The 17,360-nt window shown below is 61.1% G+C and carries 18 protein-coding genes; 9 read left to right on the top strand and 9 right to left on the bottom strand.

Annotated features, from left to right (window positions below; genetic code table 11):
• The coding region (locus tag VIW95_RS12765) for a PA14 domain-containing protein (protein ID WP_331587058.1) at positions 1-1,729 on the top strand (1,729 nt) is incomplete at its 5' end.
• Positions 1,730-1,764: 35 nt separating this feature from the next.
• Here the strand turns inward: VIW95_RS12765 and VIW95_RS12760 are convergent.
• The 5 genes from VIW95_RS12760 to VIW95_RS12740 all read right to left on the bottom strand — a co-directional run bounded on the left by VIW95_RS12760 (position 1,765) and on the right by VIW95_RS12740 (position 6,633).
• On the bottom strand, positions 1,765-2,634 hold the full coding sequence (locus VIW95_RS12760) for an alpha/beta hydrolase (RefSeq protein WP_331587055.1): 870 nt from the start codon (positions 2,632-2,634) through the stop codon (positions 1,765-1,767).
• 68 nt (positions 2,635-2,702) lie between these two features.
• Complete coding sequence (locus VIW95_RS12755; RefSeq protein WP_331587053.1) at positions 2,703-3,695, bottom strand: hypothetical protein; 993 nt, start codon at positions 3,693-3,695, stop codon at positions 2,703-2,705.
• 65 nt (positions 3,696-3,760) lie between these two features.
• The gene (locus VIW95_RS12750; RefSeq protein ID WP_331587051.1) at positions 3,761-4,843 is read right to left on the bottom strand and encodes a zinc-binding dehydrogenase; all 1,083 of its coding nucleotides are present in this window, start codon (positions 4,841-4,843) and stop codon (positions 3,761-3,763) included.
• A 125-nt stretch (positions 4,844-4,968) separates the two neighbouring features.
• Entirely contained in the window at positions 4,969-5,631 is a 663-nt protein-coding gene (locus VIW95_RS12745) for a hypothetical protein (protein WP_331587049.1), read from the bottom strand.
• A gap of 78 nt (positions 5,632-5,709) precedes the next feature.
• Positions 5,710-6,633 carry a YncE family protein gene (locus VIW95_RS12740; RefSeq protein ID WP_331587047.1) on the bottom strand — a complete coding sequence of 308 codons (924 nt, stop codon included), beginning with the start codon at positions 6,631-6,633 and terminating at the stop codon, positions 5,710-5,712.
• Between the two features lie 301 nt (positions 6,634-6,934).
• On the opposite strand from VIW95_RS12740, the gene VIW95_RS12735 reads away from it, so the two are divergent.
• From VIW95_RS12735 to ruvB, 4 genes are read left to right on the top strand one after another with little or no spacing between them, the layout of a single operon-like run.
• The gene (locus VIW95_RS12735; protein WP_331587045.1) at positions 6,935-7,687 is read left to right on the top strand and encodes a YebC/PmpR family DNA-binding transcriptional regulator; all 753 of its coding nucleotides are present in this window, start codon (positions 6,935-6,937) and stop codon (positions 7,685-7,687) included.
• Between the two features lie 31 nt (positions 7,688-7,718).
• Complete coding sequence (gene ruvC / locus VIW95_RS12730; protein ID WP_331587043.1) at positions 7,719-8,270, top strand: crossover junction endodeoxyribonuclease RuvC; 552 nt, start codon at positions 7,719-7,721, stop codon at positions 8,268-8,270.
• Positions 8,267-8,908: a Holliday junction branch migration protein RuvA gene (ruvA, locus tag VIW95_RS12725; protein WP_331587041.1), complete on the top strand. Its 642-nt coding sequence runs from the start codon at positions 8,267-8,269 to the stop codon at positions 8,906-8,908. Before ruvC ends, ruvA begins: the two co-directional genes overlap by 4 nt.
• A 49-nt stretch (positions 8,909-8,957) precedes the next feature.
• Positions 8,958-9,950 carry a Holliday junction branch migration DNA helicase RuvB gene (gene ruvB / locus VIW95_RS12720; protein ID WP_349259321.1) on the top strand — a complete coding sequence of 331 codons (993 nt, stop codon included), beginning with the start codon at positions 8,958-8,960 and terminating at the stop codon, positions 9,948-9,950.
• A gap of 5 nt (positions 9,951-9,955) precedes the next feature.
• Here ruvB and VIW95_RS12715 read toward each other — a convergent pair whose 3' ends face one another.
• Positions 9,956-10,558, bottom strand: a complete 603-nt coding sequence (locus VIW95_RS12715; protein WP_331587036.1) for a hypothetical protein — start codon at positions 10,556-10,558, stop codon at positions 9,956-9,958.
• Between the two features lie 195 nt (positions 10,559-10,753).
• Here VIW95_RS12715 and VIW95_RS12710 point away from each other — a divergent pair, with 195 nt between their 5' ends.
• Positions 10,754-11,467 (top strand): type 1 glutamine amidotransferase, encoded by a 714-nt coding sequence (locus VIW95_RS12710; RefSeq protein WP_331587034.1) that lies wholly within the window; start codon positions 10,754-10,756, stop codon positions 11,465-11,467.
• Here VIW95_RS12710 and VIW95_RS12705 read toward each other — a convergent pair.
• A complete protein-coding gene (locus tag VIW95_RS12705; RefSeq protein ID WP_331587032.1) occupies positions 11,464-12,054 on the bottom strand; it encodes a methylated-DNA--[protein]-cysteine S-methyltransferase in 591 nt (196 codons plus the stop codon). The two genes, VIW95_RS12710 and VIW95_RS12705, sit on opposite strands and share 4 nt — an antisense overlap.
• Before the next feature lie 57 nt (positions 12,055-12,111).
• Between VIW95_RS12705 and VIW95_RS12700 the strand changes: the two genes are divergently transcribed.
• Both VIW95_RS12700 and VIW95_RS12695 read left to right on the top strand, forming a co-directional pair.
• Positions 12,112-12,861 (top strand): hypothetical protein, encoded by a 750-nt coding sequence (locus tag VIW95_RS12700; protein WP_331587030.1) that lies wholly within the window; start codon positions 12,112-12,114, stop codon positions 12,859-12,861.
• A 5-nt stretch (positions 12,862-12,866) separates the two neighbouring features.
• Positions 12,867-13,370, top strand: coding sequence for a hypothetical protein (locus tag VIW95_RS12695; protein WP_331587028.1), 504 nt, complete (start codon positions 12,867-12,869; stop codon positions 13,368-13,370).
• On the opposite strand, the gene VIW95_RS12690 is transcribed toward VIW95_RS12695, so the two are convergent.
• Entirely contained in the window at positions 13,367-14,581 is a 1,215-nt protein-coding gene (locus VIW95_RS12690; protein WP_331587026.1) for an acyl-CoA dehydrogenase family protein, read from the bottom strand. The two genes, VIW95_RS12695 and VIW95_RS12690, sit on opposite strands and share 4 nt — an antisense overlap.
• Before the next feature lie 202 nt (positions 14,582-14,783).
• Here VIW95_RS12690 and icd point away from each other — a divergent pair, with 202 nt between their 5' ends.
• Positions 14,784-16,031, top strand: a complete 1,248-nt coding sequence (gene icd, locus VIW95_RS12685; RefSeq protein ID WP_331587024.1) for an NADP-dependent isocitrate dehydrogenase — start codon at positions 14,784-14,786, stop codon at positions 16,029-16,031.
• Between the two features lie 46 nt (positions 16,032-16,077).
• Here the strand turns inward: icd and VIW95_RS12680 are convergent.
• Positions 16,078-17,360: NAD(P)/FAD-dependent oxidoreductase (locus tag VIW95_RS12680; RefSeq protein ID WP_331587022.1), on the bottom strand; the 1,283-nt coding region annotated here is incomplete at its 5' end.

Below are 17,360 nucleotides of genomic sequence, written 5' to 3'. Positions count from 1 at the left end.
GATCTTCCGCATCGCGCTGCTGCCGATGAACGCCGTGCACGAGCCGGTGTACTGGGCGTTAGTCACGTACCTGACCACGGTATTCACGACCGGCCTGTTGATTGCCTTGATGTGCGTCGTGATGTTTCGCTTCGCGCGGTTTCTTGGCGCGTCGGACGGCCGCGCCGCCGGCGTCGCGCTGATTCTCGGCCTCGCGACGATCGCGTTTCCCTACGCCACCGAACTCACAGGCGAACCGGTCGCCGCAGTATGCGTCTTCACCGCGTTCTACCTTTTGGCGACGTTCGAAACTAGTCCGTCGTCGATGCGCGCGTGTGCCGCCGGCTTTCTGGCGGGATGGGCGGTGCTCAACGACTACCCGGTCTTCCTGGTTGCAGCCGCGATCGGCATCTACGCGCTGTTCAAACTGCGCGACCTGAAATTTCTGGCTGCATTCGCCGCCGGCGCCGCGATAACGGTTGTCGACATGCTCGCGTACAACTGGGGCGCCTTCGGCAATCCATTCTTCTTCAGCTACCAGGCGTTCAAGCTTGCGCCGACCGAGAACCGGCAATTCCCCGAGCAGGCAGTCGGATTCGTCGGCCTGACCTACCCGAAGATGCGCATTCTCTGGAACGTACTGCTCGATCCGCAGCGCGGATTGTTCTTCTGCAATCCTGTGTTGCTGCTGTCGATTGTCGGCGTCGGTTATTTCGCACGAACCAAAAAGTGGCGCGCCGAATTTTTTGTCACCGTCTATTCGTTCGTCGTGCTGATCCTGTTCAACGCCGCGTATGGCGAATCGATCGTATCGTGGGGCGGCGGCACCGCGACCGGCCCGCGGCAAATCGTCGCCTCGGTGCCATTCATGGTCCTCGCGCTCGCGTTTCTTCCCGCCGCATTCAACTGGATGCTGGGCGCGATCGGCGCGCTGTCGGCCGCGATCATGCTGATGGCGACCTCGACCAATCCGCACTTCCCCTACGAATACGACAACCCGGTGCGCGACTTCGCTCTGCAACAATTCATGCGCGGCGACTTTGCCACCAACCGCGACGCATTCTTCGGCGGCGGCATGATCGTGCGCGACTCTGTAGCTTTCAACCTAGGCAAGCTGGTCGGACTGCCCGGTCCGTTTCAGCTTTGGCCGCTGGCGGTGCTTTGGATCTTAGGCTCGTTCGATTTGTCGGAAACGCTTGGCCTGTGGGGCACGGGCGCCTCGCGCCGCTTGACGCAGATCGCGACGACTGTCGGAATCGCGGCGCTGTTCCTGCTCTCGATGAATCAGCGAGTGATGCAAAGCTTCGCGCGGAGCGGGCATCAGGGATTGCTCGGCAGGTACTACGTCGGCGACCAATGCGGCGAGACGGCGCCGCATATCGTGCGCGTCGATCCGCAACTGGACTTCAGCGATATTTCCGAGATGGGCGCGATGCCTTTTCCGTCCTGCGACATCTGGCGCGGCCAGTTGATAGTGCCAAAGACCGGCGACTACGAATTCACGATCGATGTTGACGATTCCGGATGGGTCACGGTGGACGGCACGCTGGTAATCCGCGATCCAGGCCCGATTACCAAGGTTCATGATACCGGCGCGATTCACCTCACCGAAGGCCAACATCACATCGAGGTCGGCGAACGGAACATCGGCGGCGGCTCCTACCTGCACCTGTACTGGAAACTCCCCGGCATGTCGGACCCGGAGATAATCCCCACCGAAGCCCTAATCCCCGACCGCGCCGGCTCATAGCCTTGCATACGAACCTTCGCCTTTGGCGCGCGGGCTTATGATCCGATGCTACGCCCGCGAATCTGACGCGTCCCAATCGCATTGCTTGCGATTGACGACGCAGACGGGCCGGGATTGGCCTCAACTTTAGGTGTGGACGGGTAGGGTAGCATCGTGGTGCTGAGAAAATCGAGAAGCAAATTACGGCTGGTGGTTCCATTCGCGTCGCCTATTGCAGCCCAATAGTCACCGTGACCATAAGGATCCATATCCTCGGCATCGGGAAATGCATAGGCCGGATGTCCAGCATGACCGATTGCCTCCAAACGGATTCCTTCACCTGCTGCGGCCTCACCTATCCAAAAGCCCATACTGAGGACCTTGTCGCTTCCCGAATACAGCACCCTCTTCTTTTCGATCGCGGCAATCGACGGCCAGAAATACGGCTGAGCGCTCCCCGTCACCATTTGAACGGCCACCGCCGCCGCCATCAGGCACATCGAGCGGCACGGAATTGATGGATTCGGGACCTCCAACGTCTGGAGCGCGAGCCGATTACCCATCGAATGGCAAACCAGCGCGATCTGTGGTTGAGGGGAACGCTTAAGTCCTAGCAGTGCGCTGGCCAGCGCGGGAGCCGAAGCGGCCGCCAGTTTTAGTTCTTGAACGTAGGCAAGCGCTGAAAATCCACCCCATACGTCCGCCGGCCAGAAGACCAGGCACACTTCACCCCATCGTGAAATTGAATCGAGCGTGTCGCCGCTCAACGAATCGATGTACGCGGACCATGCACCGGGCGTCAGACTGCGCACGCGTTGTTGATCGTAGTTCGGGTTGAGAAAAGACGCGTACGCCTCGCGGGCTTGCATGAGGCTGTCGTTGTAGCCGTGGATTAAAACAATCGATTGCGCTGACAGCGCCGGCATCGCCTGGGGATTCTGAGTAACCCCGTTCCCATCCGCTGGGCTACGTAAATTTATTATGTGAACCGCCACTAGGGTTTCGTTCTGAACTGCCGCACGATTGCCTGTAGGTCGCTGGTGACCGGTGCAAGAAATCCTCCCACCAATCCTATAGCGACGATCAATGCCCAGTTGTTAGTGACCGGGCTACCGTCACCCGGGCTTCCGACACCAGCCCTGACCGCCACAGCGGTGATACCGAAACTGATTAGAAAAGATGCCGTCCGCAGATACCATTGCCATCGATAGCCGGTCGCGATCTGGAAAGCGTCGATGCTGCGATGGATCTGATTCGCTATCCTGGCGCGAACATCCGCAAGCTGTTGCTGCAGTTCGCGAAATCGGTCTTCCTCTAACGAATCGCGCTGGCTCTTGTTTCGCAATGTCGCAAGCTCATTTCGCAGCGCGGGACTTGCAAAATCTTTGAGGTCTTGGGGTGCTGCGCGCGAAGCAAGGCACTTCAGGAGAGGCTCGTGCCGCTCTGGATTGTCGAGTAGTACCTGCGACGCCGCATTCATCTGCCCGCACAACTGTTCGATAGGCAGATCATAGAACGCGGGCCGATTGCCTGCGGTAGCAAGGCGCAAAAGGTCGGCCTCGGCGTCAATCGCGACGTCTTCGTCGGCTTCATCAAACTGCGGAAAAAATGCCTGGTGCAACTCCGGCGCAAGAACTGCAAGAGAAAACGGCTGCAGCAGGCGCTTCTTCACAATTTCGCGTGGAGCAAATTGCTGGCTGGCTTCGGCGGCTACTGCCGCCTCGTGAGCTTTGGAGCGGAGCCAATGGCGGGTTTTGACTTCTTGATACCATCGCATTACAGGCACGAGATCTTTAACCGTCTGGATGATCGCCATGCTGAGGGTGCCCAGTGGACCTAGCGCAGCGGTAAACGCGAGGTAATGGTCCGAGATTGTTTTGGCCAGTGTAGTAACTGGCTCTTCTTGGCGGGCGGCAAGGACAGCGGCAACGATGACCAGGACGAAAGCCATTGCCAGAACAGTGCCGACAAGGCGGCTACGTGCCATAGGTTTCCCCTCCTTTAGGCTTACACCCTGGTGCGCAGTGGACTACTAGTTTTCCGTGTGAACTGCTAGCTCTCCGCGGGCAGCAACCCCGCGCGCGTGACCTCGCGACGCTCACTCTTATCGAGCGCTTCCGCCGCGCGCGACAGTGGGAATGTTGCGTCGCACATTTCGCGGTAGGGCAGGCGGTCGATGTTTGCGGCCAGGAAGTCCAACGATTTTTTCAGATAGTGCGGCGGGTAAGTTGCTACGCCGACTATTTCCAGAGATTTGAACGTGATCACTGACGGGGGCAGTTGCACCGTCAAGCCCGACGAGATGTTGCCGACCTCGATCACACGGCCGCCGACGCGCACCATTCGGAGCGCTTCGCTGAACGCCTCGGGGACGCCCGCTACTTCCAGCACCACGTCGGGCCATCCGGCGCATAGCTCGCGGACGCGCTTGTCGCGAGCTTCGGCATCGACGTATTCGCGCATGTCGACCGTTTCGTCGGCGCCGAATCGACGCGCCTCGCGCAGTCGCAGATCCACTCCGTCCACCGCGATCACGCGCACGCCGCGCGCTTTCGCAATCGCCATCGCATGCAGCCCGAGCCCGCCCGCGCCGAGCACCACGATCGTTTCGCCGTAGGAAAGCCGTCCGCGATCGAGACTCCAGAAAACTTGCGACATCGCGCAATTCGCAGACGATGCAACCAGGTCGGGCACGTTGTCGGGAATCCGATAGAAATGCTGATCGGGCTTTACCACGTAATGAGTCGCGAACGTTGCGGTGAAATGCGGCGGTTCATCGGGATGCCGCGCGCCGACGACCTTCGCCGTGCATGCCGCATGATTTCCCCTCACGCAGTTTACACATCGATTGCATACCGTATAGTAAACCGGTGCGATTCGGTCGCCTTCCTTGACCGGCACTCCCGCCCAATCCGTACGCACACCCGCGCCGAGCGCCTCGATGCGCCCGCTCATCTCGTGCCCCGGCATCACGCCGCGCCGCCCGAACTCGCCCTTCCACATATGCACTTCCGAGCCGCATACGTTGGTCTGCGTGACCGCCGCGACCAATCCGCCGGCGGCAGGCGCGGGGACGTCGTATTCATGGAATTCAATTTTGTGTGCAGTGGGGATGAACGCGACGCGACCTTTCATACAACTTCTCCTGACTCAGCGTCTTCGCAAACTCTCTTCCCCTCGCCTGAAGGGAGAGGGACCAGGGGAGAGGTGCCCCCGGTTTCATCCCGGACGCAAAAAATGTCAAGCCCGCGATTTCTGGATCACTGCGACGGAGGCGCGGGCAGCTTGAAATTCCCGCCCAGCGAGAATCCGCCCGTCGAAGTCGGCGCTCCGGGTTGGACGCCCGCTTTGTCAATCGATGTCGGCGGTCTGGCCGCCGGCGCGGACGATTGTCCGCCAGCCTGCTGCGGCGAAGGGCTCGGCTTCGCGTACTCGGGGCGACGCGTCTTCTTCGCCTCGACCAGCACCTGGCGCAGCAGATTCGATTCCTGGATTCCGTGCGATACGCAATCTACATCGGTCGCCGGATGGAGCGGCACGCTCACCGACGAGTTGAACGTCGCACGCACCTCGACGATGCTCGCCTCGGGACCGCGCGGCCGCACCAGGAAGTTGTACACCGACGACGAGTTCTGTTCCGGCTCGGCCGTGTACGCGCCCGCGACACTCTTAATCTTTCCGCAATCGGCGTCGTGCAGGGTGAAGCGCGGACCCACCGCTTCGATAATCCCGTTGGTCATATCCTGCGCTTGCACGTGGAACGAATTTTCTTTGACGACCGCGTTCACCGCGTCCCACGCCAGATCGTACGGCAGCGGAATCACGACTTCCTGTTGCTCGTCAGGCGGTGGCTGCGTGACGGGAGGATAGAGGCATCCAACCGCATACAGCGCCGCAACCAGGCTTAATATCGAACGTCTCACGCTACCAACCGAACCATTTTTGGGGACCGCTAGCGACTGCATGATAATAGAAGAGGACGGAGTTGAGGCAAAGTGTGATTAGGGCCCGAGAGGCGAGAACACGGCTATCCGCGGCGCGATCAAGAGACTTGCATAACCGACATACAGCCGGTGCGATACCGGATCGACTGCGAGCGTATGCGCCCCGAAATGCAGCGCGATCGTATCGACCGTGGCGAACGCGCCCTTGCTGTCGCGCTCGACCACGCATAAGTCGCCGGCCCGCCCTGTTACATAAATCCGACGCAGCCCGGCATCGTAGGCTACTGAATCCGGGCCACCGCCAACCGGAACGGAGGTGACGACGCTATGTTTCTCCAGGTCGAACACAGCGAGCCGCGAGTTGCCACCACACCCAAGGAAAAGTTGGCGGGCTTGCTCGTCGATGGCCATTCCGGTCGGATGCACGCATTGCTCCAGCGGCCACTGATTTGTGACGACGTGCTTGCTGAGATCTACGGCTGCGATCGCACTGAGATCTTCGAGATTTTGATAAAAAAGATTGGTTTGTGTATCGAAAACGGCGAACTCGGGTTTCCCAGGCAGGGAGATTGTTGCCGACACCGTACGCGTTGCAGGATCGATCAGAGTCGCGGTCTTGCCATCGCCGCTGGCAGCGTAGATGGCCTTGTTCGCCGCGATATAGAAGATTCCGTCAGGGTCGTCGGCAACCGGAATTCGCGACACAAGGCGCATCGCCGACGGGTCGAAAATATCGACAGTGTTCGCTTCGCTGCGCGTCACATACGCCATGCCGCCGACCGGGTCGATAACGACACCGTGCGCCGCCGGTTCCGACTCGAACATCGACACGTCGCTGGTAGCGGGTAGTTCGTCGCCGTGCAGCGGGATCTTGTAAACAGTGCCGGTGCTCACATTGGTGACGAAGAGGTTTTTGCCGTTCAGGGTAAGATAATCCAGCACTGTCAGCACGCCTGCACGGCGGTCCTTCGGAAGAAGCACAAATCCTTCGAACTTGAGGCTTCTCGCGCTACTAGGCGTTCTGGGAAAAATCAGCCAGAGGACAAGCGCCAACAGGACTGTCAAAGCGACGGCAGCAGCCCATAGAAAAGCTTTTACTACAGTTCGGATGCGCATACCGATTCATCCTGCGGCGCAGACCTCAGCGAGCCCAACTTTTTCACATTCGCCGGTTGCGGCGCCATCCATCTCCGCGCCATTCCCCCTTATGCGAAACTTTATGATAATCTCGGCTGCGTTCGGGACCCGCCCGCGGGAGGTGGCCCCGAGGAAGGTATTTGCCATGTCGGGTCATTCGAAATGGAGTTCGATCAAGCACAAGAAGGCGATCACCGATTCCAAGCGCGGCCGCGTCTTCACCAAGATGATCAAGGAAATCACGATCGCGGCTCGGCTCGGCGGCGGTGACATCAACTCCAATCCGCGGCTGCGCACTGCGGTGACGGTTGCCAAGAAGCAATCGATGCCCAATGACAACATCGATCGCGCGATTAAGAAGGGCACCGGCGAAATCGCGGGCGCGTCGCTCGAGGAAATCACCTACGAAGGCTACGGCCCCGGCGGCGTCGCGATAATGGTTGACGTGCTCTCTGACAATCGCAATCGTACCGTCGCGGAGTTGCGCTTTGTCTTCTCGCGGCACGGCGGCAATCTCGGCGAAGTAGGATGCGTCGGCTGGATGTTCAAAAAGCGCGGCGTGATTGGAATTGAAAAATCCGCCATCGACGAGGACAAGCTGCTCGAACTCGCACTCGACGCCGGCGCCGACGACGTGACCAGCGACGGCGACACTTTCCAGGTCCTCACGTCGCCCGACAAGCTCAACGCGGTGCGCGACGCGCTCGAAAAAGCCGGTCTCGCGATCGCGCATTCCGAACAGACACGGATTCCCGAAAATACGGTTGCGGTTTCCGGCCACGGTGCCGAGCAGGTGCTCAAGCTGATGGAAGAACTCGAGGATCACGACGACGTGCAGAACGTGGCCGCGAACTTCGACATCAGCGATGAAGAGATGGCGCAGTTCTCGGCGGCCTGACGCCGCGCGGGTGCTGCCGCGGAGGTGGGGTATGCGGATACTCGGGGTGGATCCCGGGAGCGCGGTATGCGGTTACGGCGTCGTCGAAGGACCGGACGGAGGTCAACGCTATGTGACCGCCGGCACGATTCGATGCGCGTCGCTCGCGCCAGGCCCGATGCGCTTGCAGCGCATCCACGAAAATCTTCTCGCCATCATCGACGAGTTCTCCCCGACCGCGCTGAGCCTCGAGCGTCACTTCGTCGCCGCCAATGTGCAGAGCGCGTTTCGCCTCGGCGAGGCGCGCGCGATGGCGATGCTCGCGGCGGCGGAGCGCGGCCTCGCGATGTTCGAGTATCCGCCCAATGAAGTTAAGCTCTGCGTCGCCGGCCACGGGCACGCCGACAAGGCGCAGGTCAAATACATGGTGCGCAAGACGCTGAAACTCGACCCGGCACTCGATCTCGCCGACGACGCGGCCGACGCGCTCGCGATTGCGCTCTGCCATCTGGGCCGCGGCCGCATGCCAAACCTGGTCGAGTCGATCGAACGCATTCGTCCGCCCGCGCCGCGCCGCAGCAAGCCTCGAATGGTGCCGCTATGATCGCGACACTCTCAGGCGCGCTCACAGTTCGCGACGCTGGCCGTATCGTTGTCGAGACGGGCGGCGTCGGCTACGAAGTGCTGATTCCGCTCAGCACCTACTATCGATTGCCGCAACTCGGCGAACGCGTCGCGCTCATGATCCGTCAGGTTGTGCGCGAAGACGCGCTGATGCTCTACGGATTTTCCAGTGCGACCGAGAAGCGCGCCTTCGACTTGCTGATGAGCGTGCAACACGTCGGCCCGAAACTCGCGCTCGCGATCCTGTCGGTGCTCGCACCCGAAGAACTGGTCGCCGCAATCGGCAAGGGCGACGTCGAGCGAATCGACGCAGTCCCGGGCGTGGGTCCGAAGGTCGCGGAGCGCGTCGTGCGCGAACTCCGCGACAAGGTCGCCGACTTGAGGATGGCGGCGCCGTCCGCCAGCGCGTCGAACGGGAATCCGCGGCCGGTGCCGGACGGTAATGGACGACCCGCCGGTCCGGCAGACGAAGCGATTTCTGCGTTGGTGAATCTGGGTATGAAACCGATCGAAGCAAAGCGCACGGTGGACGCAGTCATCGCAGCAGACACGAACGCGGCACAGAATCCCGAAACAATAATTCGCAAATCGTTGGCGGTGCTGCTTGGCGAAAAGTAAGCCGACCGAAAATGCCGGCGCCAATCCGGCCGCCGCTGAAGGACGCCTCATCGCGCGCGTCGGCCACGAGGACGATCGCCGCATCGATCTCGCGCTGCGCCCGCGTGCTATCGCGGAGTTCATCGGCCAGGAGCGCACCAAGAAGATTCTCGGCATGTCGATCAAAGCTGCCCGCGGACGCGCCGAGGTGCTCGATCACGTGCTTTTCGCAGGACCGCCCGGCCTCGGCAAGACCTCACTGGCGCATATCATCGCGCGCGAGCTCGGGGTCAACGTCCATGTTACCTCGGGTCCCGCGATCGAGCGCGCCGCCGACCTCGCCGCAATCGTGAACAACCTCGAGGAGCACGACGTGCTGTTCATCGACGAGATTCATCGCCTGCAGCGTGTCGTCGAGGAGCGCCTTTACTCCGCGATGGAGGATTTCGAGTTTCATATCGTGGTGGGCGAGGGGATGGGCGCGCGCACGATGAAGCTGTCGGTCAATCCGTTCACGCTGGTCGGCGCGACTACCCGCTCGGGTCTGCTGAGCTCGCCGCTGCGCGATCGCTTCGGCCAGCATTTCCATCTCGACTTTTACAATCACGCTGAATTGGGCGAGATCGTGCGTCGCTCCGCCGCGTTGTTGAATGTGTCGATCGACGAAGAAGGAGCGCACGAACTCGCATCGCGCTCGCGCGGCACGCCGCGAATCGCCAACCGACTGCTGCGCCGTGTTCGCGACTTCGCGCAGGTTAATGAAGCGCCGATCGTCACGCGCAAAATTGCGCTCGCGGCTCTGGAACTGCTCGAAATCGACACGGCCGGCTTCGACAAGATGGACCGCGCGATTCTCGGCGCGATTATCGACAAGTTCGACGGCGGCCCGGTCGGCGTCGAGAGCCTCGCGGCGGCGGTCGGCGAGGAGTCCGATACTATCGAGGAAGTTTACGAACCTTACCTGCTGCAGGAGGGCTTCCTGGCGCGCACGTCGCGCGGCCGCGTCGCCACCCAGCGAGCCTACACGCATCTCGGCCGCATCCGCCGCGGAACTTTGCTCTGAACCTGCTAGAGGGTGTTGACGGTTGCGGCGCTGACGGATTGAATGCGCGGCGCTGCGAACGACTGCAGATGCGGGTCCCTCGACGCCTGGCGCGCGATATCGCCGGCCATCTGCGCAATCGCTGGCGCAAATGCCGCGTTGAAACGATCGGCGGTGTGTTTGTCGATCTCATGCGTGATCACGGCGTCGGCGGGCGGAAAGACCACGACTGCTGCGAACAGCACCAGGTCGGTTCCAATGTGCGCGTACACGCCAGGCGCGTTGCCGTCGCACGAGCGCTCCGACGAAAACTCCGCAACGACAGTCCGCGAACGCGGATCGACAAATGTCACCGTCAACTTCATCGGATCCGCGAGACTAAGCTTGGGCGATGCAAACAAGTCCGCGCCGCCCGCCGCCTTCTCAGCCTCGACGACATTCACGTTCTGAAAATTTCCTCGAAACGCGCTCTGCAGCGTCTGCGCGAGCCCGGGATTCAGCACCTCGACGAACGCCTTAAAATACCTGGGATAGTCGAACGTCAGAGATGGATCGCCAATCACGGCGACCGTCAGCGGCAATTTTTCAGTTCCCAACGCGGCGTACGACGGAATGCTTTGCGGAGCCAATTCTCGATGGACCGTACAACCCGCTGCGGACAAGACAACAAAGCCCGAGAAGATCGTCGCAGTCAGCGTTTGCATGGAACCTATCGAGGACAAATCACGAACAAGGCCGAATAGCCAGCGGCCGGCGCCAAAACCTTTGCAGTTTTTACAACGATTCGACACCAGCTATTATTTCTCTTCGAAGCGGTACCTCCAGTGGCGAAGATTTATATTTTGCAGCATCACCCGGCCGAGAATCTCGGCACCATTGCCGACGCGCTCGAAGGCGCTGCGCTCGCATGGCAATACGTGCGCGTTGCCGACGGCCAGCCTGTGCCTTTGAATATGAAAGGCGCGGGCGGACTGATCGTGATGGGCGGCCCGATGGGCGTTTATCAGACCGACCGCTATCCGTGGCTGCGCGACGAGATGCGGTTGATCGAGGATGCGGTGAAACTGAATTTCCCGGTGCTCGGTGTATGCCTGGGCGCGCAGATTCTCGCGGCGGCGCTCGGTGCGAAGGTCGATCGTAATCCCAGCGGTAAGGAAATCGGATGGCATCCGATTCGCCTGAGCGACTCGGCTAAGGACGATCGCCTGATGCGCGATTTACCCGCGACAATGACGCCGTTCCATTGGCACGGCGACATCTTCGATCTGCCGCCCGGCGCGGTGTCGCTGGCCTCATCGGACAAAACTCCATGCCAGGCGTTTCGTCTCGGCGACAAGACGTACGGATTCCAGTTCCATATCGAAGTGACAACCGACGGAGTCGCCGCGATGGCCGACGCATTCGCAAAGGAATTGGTCCGCGAGAAAATTCCGGCCGATCGAATGATCGCTCAAGCGGCCGAGTTCATCCCTCAGCTCGAAACAATCTCCAACCAGGTATTCACGCGCTGGGCGTCCCCGATCCAGGGCATGTCCTAACTCAGGCGCAGCGGCTGACCGCTGCGTTCCATCTCGAGCAACTTTCGCTTGCGCTCCAAGCCCCATCGATAGCCGCCGAGATGGCCCGACGCGCGAAGCGCGCGATGACATGGGATGATGATCGAGACTGGATTGGCGCCGTTGGCGGTGCCGACCGCGCGGATAGCGCGGGGACGTCCGATGCGTCGCGCGATTTCGGAGTACGAACGCGTCTGACCCGCGGGAATCGCGCGGAGCTGGTCCCATACTGCAAACTGAAAGGGAGTCCCGCGAATATCCATCGGTGGCGTCGGCATCTTCGAGCGGCCGGCGATATATTCGGCGAGCGCATCGGCCCATTGGCCGATGCGCGCATCGGCGCGACGATTCGGGTCGGCGACCCGAATCGTCGCGAGCGGATAGTCGCCGCGCAACTCGGCGACCAAGGCCCGATCTGCTTCGCCCATCGCGGCGAAGCAGATCCCACGACGCGTGCCTGCCACCATCAGGCGCCCGAGCGCCGAATCGACAATCGCGTACATGATTTCCGCCCCGTCGCCGTGCGGCCCATACGACGAATCCCGTGAACTGTTATTTTGAGCTCTCATACGGCATCCTCGGAACCTACAACCCCGACGATCGGTTATTGTGATATGAAACCGAATATGAAAGCGCCAGCGGTTGCTGCTTCGGTCGCAGTTGCGCTGATACTCGGTGTCACACTGGTGGCTGAAATTCCGGCACCCGCGCCGACTTTTGCCGGCGAGCGCGTATGCACGCCTCTCGTCGCGGGTTATGGTGACAAACCGGGCGTCGACGCGGTTAAGGCGCTCAACGCACAAAGTGGATTGGAATCGTTTCTCGACACCTTTCACGTGCGCGACCGCGTCCTCGAAGTAGGCGTCGATCTTTCGAAATCTCCCGCGACTCTCGATCTCGTCGCAGACAACGCCGCCGATGTGCCCTTTGTCGAAAGCCGCGTACCGAAGAAGTTCGAAGATGTGCCCACCGAAGTCACCGAGACCAAGCCTTACGACAGGTTCGTAGCCTACATGTTGCGCACCCGCGGCTTGAGCAGGACGCCGAATCCTCCCGCCGGATGTCCGCAACCGAACGAGCAACAACGGCCGGATCTGGACGTGGTGCGGGCGATGGCGGCGCGAATGGACCTGGAGGTCGATCTGAAGCAGTGGTCTCAACCGGGATCGGATGTGGTGGTCGACGGAATCGGCATCGACCTGGAGGGTAAGGTCTCCGCCCTCGAGGTGACGGTCGACAAAGCCTCCGATGTCCCTCTAGTCCGCGCGGAAGTGCCGGAGACTTTCGAGGGCGTTCCCACCGAGGTGGAAGTCATAGAGACCTTCGACGGCGGGGGATCGTTTATCGGCATCGGACAACTCAACCAGTCGAGATGAGCCGGATGTCGCCTATGAAAACCAACATCAAGGCGCTGGCAGTTTCTGTTTCAATCGTCGTCAGTCTGATTTTTGCGATCGCGCTCGCTGCGGAAGTTCCCGGCCCGCCAGCTACAGATTTGAAACTGGCGCCTGATCTTTCCTTCTCGGACGATTCGAGTCCCAACTTTCCTATCGCGGGGAAAAATCTCTCCGACGGCTCAATTGCCGGCGACCATGCGACTGTGATCTTCTTCGGCACCGCGAATTGCTGGAACACCGCGCGCGAAGCCGAGCGTTTGGTGCAGGTCTATCCACAGTACAAAGACAAGATACGTTTCGTCGTCGTTGATTTGCGAAAGCCGTCATTGGCGCAGCAAGCCTTGATCGGTCGCTACTATCACGGCTCCATCCCGACGATCGCGGTGATCGATCGCGACGGCAAAGTGCTCTACGACCGCGCCGGTGAGACGGCGAGCGAGCGGGGCGATGCGAGCAATCTGCAGAAGCTGCTCGATTCCGCGCGCTAACCCTTCGGCAGCTTGAGGACGCGCTCGCCGATGATGTTGTGCTGAATCTCGCTCGAGCCAGCCGCGATCGTTAGTCCTCGAGCCGCGAGCGTGCGATGCATCCAGCGGCCGCCTTCGACCGCACCGTGGCTGCCGCCTTCGACGTCGGCGAACGGCCCGAGCAGCTCATCGGCGAACATCGCGACTCGCAGGTTCAGCTCGGTGGCGAACAGTTTGCCGAATGAACTCTCCGCGCCCGGCACCTTGCCTTTGAGCTGCGCCGACAGCGAGCGGTAGCGCGACAGCCGCAGACATCGCGCTTCAACTGCGAACTGCGCGAGCTTCTGCCGCACGTACGGATGCTTCCACGCCGGCCCGCCCTGGAAGTCCATCTTTTTGGCAAGTTCGAGCAGCTCGCCAATCGTGCGTTCCACCGGATGACGCGTGCCGCCGGAAACGCGCTCGTACATGAGCGTCGCGATCGATACCTGCCATCCCGCATTCAGATCGCCGACCAGGTTTTCTTTCGGTACGCGGACGTTGTCGTAAAAGACCTCGTTGAATCCGGCATCGCCCGTGATCTGAACGAGAGGCCGCACCGTGATTCCGGGACTATGCATATCGACCAGCAGGTACGAAATCCCCTTATGCTTGGGCGCCGACGGGTCGGTGCGTACGAGCAGCACCTGCCAGTCCGCGCGATGCGCCAAGCTGGTCCACACTTTCTGCCCGTTGATCACGAAGGTGTCGCCGTCGAGCACTGCGCGCGTCTGCAGGCCCGCGAGATCAGAGCCGGCGCCGGGTTCCGAATAACCCTGGCACCAGATTTCCTCGCCGGTCAGCATCTTGAGCAGGTGGCGTTTTTTCTGCTGCTCGGTGCCGAGATGCATGATGGTCGGGCCGATTCGATCGATCGCGAGCTGATTGGCGCCATAGAGCGGAAGTCCAAGGCGCAGTACTTCGTCCTGGTAGATGGCCTGATCGATCATGCTCGCGCCGCCGCCGCCCCATTCCTTGGGCCAGTGCAGAGCGACGTAACCGGCTTTGTAGAGCCGGCGATGGTAATCGAGGAGCTGCGCCCATCGCCCGTCGTCGCGCACGTCGAGCAGGCTGGCGGTCGAGCCGCCGAGGCCCTCGCCCTTGCTTCCGAAAGCTTCAGCGGAGTTCTTTTCGAGCCATCCCGCGATTTCAGCCCGAAATGTTTCCTGTTCCGGCGTGTAAGTAAAATCCATCGGCTGCTCCGCTTTGATTTATCGGGGCGAGTATAGCGCGATCAGAAGATTTCTCGTTAGTGAAGAGCCCCAAACTTTCGATACTGGCATCAATACTCCTTTGCTATATGATAGCCGGATACTCTGAGCGCTGCGGGACGCGATGCAATTGCGCGTTGCGGTTGCGCTCTATCACTAAAAGACGAGGCGAATTGCGACACCGATGGCATACGAGCACATCAAGGTTCCCAGCAACGGCGAAAAGATCACCCTTGGCGCCAATCACACTCTGAAAGTTCCCGACCGCCCGATCATCCCCTTCATCGAAGGCGACGGCACCGGCCCCGACATCTGGCGCGCGTCGCAATATGTCTTCGACAACGCGGTCAAGAAAATCTACGGCGGCAAGCGCCAGATCGCGTGGATGGAAGTGTTCGCGGGCGAGAAGCCGTTCAACCAGTGGAAGAACTGGCTGCCCGACGAAACCGTCGAGGCGTTCCGCGAGTTCCTGGTGGGCATCAAGGGACCGCTGACTACTCCGATCGGCGGTGGCATCCGATCGCTCAACGTGGCGTTGCGCCAGATGCTCGACCTGTACGTATGCTTGCGCCCGGTGCGCTACTTCGCCGGCGTGCCGAGCCCGGTCAAGCATCCCGAGAAACTCGACGTCGTAATCTTCCGCGAGAACACCGAAGACATCTACGCGGGAATCGAATGGCCCGCGGAGTCGCCCGAGGCGAAGAAGCTCATCAAGTTCCTGCAGGACGAGATGGGCGTCAAGAAAATTCGCTTCCCCAACACGTCCGGAATCGGGATCAAGCCCGTCTCGCGCGAGGGCAGCGAACGGCTGATTCGCGCTGCGCTCGACTACACGATTAAGCACAAGCGCAAGAGTGTGACGTTCGTGCACAAGGGCAACATTATGAAGTACACGGAGGGCGCGTTCCGCGATTGGGGCTACGAACTCGTCCGCCGCGAGTACAAGGGCAAAGCGGTAGGATGGGACGATTGCAACGGCAAGCCGCCCGCCGGCGAATTGCTGGTCAAGGACGCGATCGCGGATATCACGCTGCAGCAGGTGCTGACGCGGCCCGACGAATTCGACGTTGTCGCCACGATGAACCTCAACGGCGACTATATCTCCGACGCGCTCGCGGCGCAGGTCGGCGGCATCGGAATCGCTCCAGGAGCCAACATCAACTATCTGACCGGTCACGCGATCTTCGAGGCGACGCACGGCACCGCGCCCAAGTACGCCAATCAGGACAAGGTGAATCCCGGCTCGGTAATCCTGTCGGGCGTGTTGATGTTCGAGCACATGGGATGGCAGGAAGTTGCCGACGGCATCATTCGCGGGCTTGAAAAGACGATCGGCAAGAAAGAGGTGACCTACGACTTCGAGCGGCTGATGACCGGCGCGAAGCTGCTGAAGTGCTCGGAGTTCGGCAAAGCGATCGTCGATAATATGTGATCTGCGATCTTTCTTAATCTGGTCCCCCTTCCCGTTCGGGAAGGGGTTAGGGGTTAGGTTGCTGGATAATCTGGTCGGCGCACCACATTCCCGTCTCGATTGCTGACTCGAAATGGGGGAGGCCCATGTAGTCGCCCGCGAGTAGCACGCGCTGCGAGGACGGTCGCGATTTTCTGTATGCTGCCAGGTCGCGGCTGCGTCCCACGGGGGACTTCGGTAGCGCATTGGGCCATCGCACGATTTGCGCGAAGCGCTTGGTCGCGGTCGCGCCGGGAAAGAACCGCTCGATATCCGGAAGCACCTTGGCGACGACCTCGTCGTCCGACAGATCCATCATCGCGCCCGCTGCTTCGGGCTTGACGAACAGGTTGAGCATCTCGCCGTCCGGCACGCGAGCAAGATCCTTGGCCGATTCGAGAGTGGCCGAGGCGATGAGTTGGCGGTCGGGGCGCGGGATCAAAAAGCCCCACACGTCTTTCAGCGCGGGTTCATCGCGCCAATGACGGCTGGTGGCGAGACCAATCTTGACCGTCGGTGCATACTCTGTCGCCATCAGCTTTCGCTCGAGCTCGTCACCAGCGCGATAGAGCCGCGACGCGATAGGAGCAGTCGCCGCGAGCACGACATGGTCGGCGCGCGTTTGTTCGCCCGATAGCTGCACGACGACGCCGTCATCGCGAACCTCGATTCCCTGCACCGGCGACTCGAGTTTGACGTTGACCTTCGCTGCGAGCGCGTCGGGAAACGAGCCGAGCCCACGGCTCAGCGTCATCTCCTTGCCGCGGCCGTTGTCGGTTAGCACCAGCGTCGCCAGCGTGGCTGCCCGCGACGTTTCTTCCATCATGCAGAGCAGGCCGCCCGCGACGAGAGGCTCGACGAGATAGTCGGTCGCGCAGCCCATCCGCGGCGCGCACCATCGCGCCGTGTCCTCATCGTCGTAATCCGCCCATGCCGCGTAGTTATCGACCGGCGGCCAGTGCAGTTTCGTCGTATGCCAGATGAAACGCGCGAGGTCGGGGAAGCTGACCAATCCGGACGTGAGCGCGTAAATCGGGAACATCGCGCCCGACGGCATCCGGCGCGGACGCCCGTCCTTGACGATTGCCATCCAGGGGCTGGTCGGCTTCAGTTCGGCCTCGAGACCCAGTTCCTTCACCAGGCCGAGCGCGTTGCGGTAGGTGCTCGTGATCAGCTGCGCGCCGCGCTCGATCATATAGCCGTCGCGCGAGTCGGTACCGAGTCTGCCGCCGACATGATCGCTCGATTCGAGCACCGTAACATCCGCTCCCGCCTGCCGCAGCCGATACGCCGCTGCAAGCCCCGCCATCC

Source organism: Binatus sp. (SeqCode), assembly GCF_036522015.1.
Lineage (GTDB): Bacteria > Desulfobacterota > Binatia > Binatales > Binataceae > Binatus.
Note: the sequence above shows the minus strand (reverse complement) of the source record. Positions and strands in the feature narration are given on the sequence as shown.